The organism is Halobiforma nitratireducens JCM 10879 (assembly GCF_000337895.1).
In the GTDB taxonomy this organism is placed as follows: Archaea; Halobacteriota; Halobacteria; order Halobacteriales; family Natrialbaceae; genus Natronobacterium; species Natronobacterium nitratireducens.
On the sequence record NZ_AOMA01000030.1, the window covers coordinates 1 to 2,194 of the forward strand.

1 protein-coding gene and 2 pseudogenes are annotated in these 2,194 nt (G+C 63.1%); 1 reads left to right on the forward strand and 2 read right to left on the reverse strand.

What is annotated here, in order from left to right; translation table 11 throughout:
• Positions 1–300: pseudogene (locus tag C446_RS02905) on the reverse strand (hypothetical protein); the annotation flags it as partial.
• Positions 301–508: 208 nt separating this feature from the next.
• Positions 509–1,681, reverse strand: coding sequence for a succinyl-CoA:mesaconate CoA-transferase (mct, locus tag C446_RS02910; RefSeq protein WP_006671564.1), 1,173 nt, complete (start codon positions 1,679–1,681; stop codon positions 509–511).
• A gap of 151 nt (positions 1,682–1,832) precedes the next feature.
• Here mct and glmS point away from each other — a divergent pair.
• Positions 1,833–2,174: pseudogene (gene glmS, locus C446_RS02915) on the forward strand (methylaspartate mutase subunit S); the annotation flags it as partial.
• Between the last annotated feature and the right edge of the window lie 20 nt (positions 2,175–2,194).

The window sequence follows — 2,194 nt, forward strand, 5'->3', positions numbered from 1 at the left end:
CAAGACGGCGTCCAATTCCCTACAAGTCTCACGAAGAACAGTGGAGTGAACGCCTGAGAGGAGGATTAGATGACCTCGCAACGGAGCATCGTCGATCCAGTTGTCGATCAGCGGGTCCTCGGCATACCCCGAAACGAGGTCTGCCTCGAGGTCGTACAACGCTGCAAGCTCGTCCATCGCCGCCCGCGCGTCCTCGTCGCAGTCCCATTCGTCGCGATCCTGGACCCGCTCGTCGAGATAGTAGCCCGAGAAGAGATTCGAGTTGACGTAGGGCCGCTCCGACAGCGTCGCTTGGCTCATACCGTGACTCCTCGAATTGTCACACCAAGAAAGCAATGGTCGGCCGCACCGACTCGAGGAGCGGAGCCGAAAACGCGACCTGCCGATATCGGTACCCGTCATCGGTGTTCGATGGACCTCGACGAACCACGACGAACCACGACGGGCCACACACGGCAACACAGCCCGACCACTCGTCTCGGTTCGGGGCCGACGCACCGCAGCCCTCTCAGTCGTCTGCCGTCACTTCGCTTTCCTCACCAAGCACTTCCTCGCGGTGCTCGTCTAGAAGCGGCGCACGCCCTCGCGGTTCCGGCGGCGTCTCGGTCATCTTGATCGGCGAGCCCGCGATCTCCACCTCCGCGTCGGCTCCCGGCTGTTCGACCGGCACGAGCATCTCCCGTGCGTGGACGTGCGGGTCGTCGAAGATGTCCTCGGTGTTCTGGACCGGTGCGGCCGGAACCGCCCCCTCGAGCGCGGCGACGAGTTCCTCGGTCGTCCGCTCGAGAGCCCACTCCGAAATCTGCTCGCGCAAGTACTCGCGGTGCTCGAGCCGGGAGGCCCGGTCCGGATACTCCTCGGCGAGGTCCGCACGGTCCATGGCGGCACAGACCTCCTGCCAGTGGTTGGTGCCAAAGGCGGCGATCACGGCGTAGCCGTCGGCGGTTTCGAACGCGTCGTAGGGAAACAGTGTCGGGTGGGAGTTCCCCCGACGGCTCGGCGGCTCGCCGGTGTAGGACTGCTGGTAGATTGCCCGTTCCGTGAGACTGAGCATGGCGTCGTACATCCCGGTGTCGACGTACTGTCCCTCGCCGGTCTGCTCGCGGTGGTTGACCGCCGCGAGGATGCCGATGCAGTTCAGCGTCGCGGTAAACAGGTCGCCGATACCGGGGCCGACCTTCGTCGGCGGGCCGTCGGCCTGGCCCGTGATCTCCATGACGCCTCCGAGTGCCTGCGCGATGAGGTCGAAGGAGGGCTGGCCCTGCCGGTGGGTCTCGCCGGTTCGTGGGTCGCCGAAGCCACGAATCGAGGAGTAGATCAACTGCGGGTTGTGCTCCCGAAGCGTCTCGTACTCGAGGTCGTACTTCGCCATCGTCCCCGAGCGGTAGTTCTCGACGACGACATCGGCCTCTTCGACCAGCGAGAGGAAGTCCGCGCGGTCCTCGTCGTCGCCGAAGTCGAGTTCGATGCTTCGCTTGCCGCGATTGACACTCTGGAAGTAGCCGCCGTAGGCCTCCGTGTCGGCGTCGTCGACGAACGGCGGGTTCGATCGGATGAGGTCGCCACCGGGGCGCTCGATCTTGACTACGTCCGCGCCCATGTCCGCGAGCAACATCGTACAGTACGGTCCGGCGAGCACCTGCGTCAGGTCCAGCACGCGCAGGTTCGAAAGCGCACCCATGAAAAGGGGTGACGGGAACTGCCGCAAAAACCTTTACTATCAATAATGATGTTGTGGCTGTATCACATACACTCTCCCTAAACATCATTAAGGAGTATTATCATGGAAGATCATTAGGTTTATCACCTCGTCTCTCGTGGGTGTGGATACGATGTCCCAAACGGTTGTCCTCGGCGTGATCGGCTCCGACGCCCACGTCGTTGGCATCACGATCCTAGAGCAGGCGTTCAGCGCGGCTGGCTTCGACGTCGTCAACCTCGGCGTCCAGACCTCCCAGGAGGAGTTCGCGGAGGCTGCAGTAGCACACGACGCCGAGGCCGTACTGGTCTCCTCGCTCTACGGTCACGCCGAACAGGACTGCCAGGGATTCCACCAGGTGCTCGAGGAGGCGGACGTCGATGCGGTCACCTACATCGGCGGCAACCTCGCGGTCGGGCAGGACGAATTCGAGCAGACCCGACGCACCTTCCGCGAGCTCGGGTTTGATCCTGTCTCTTATAAACATCTCTGATG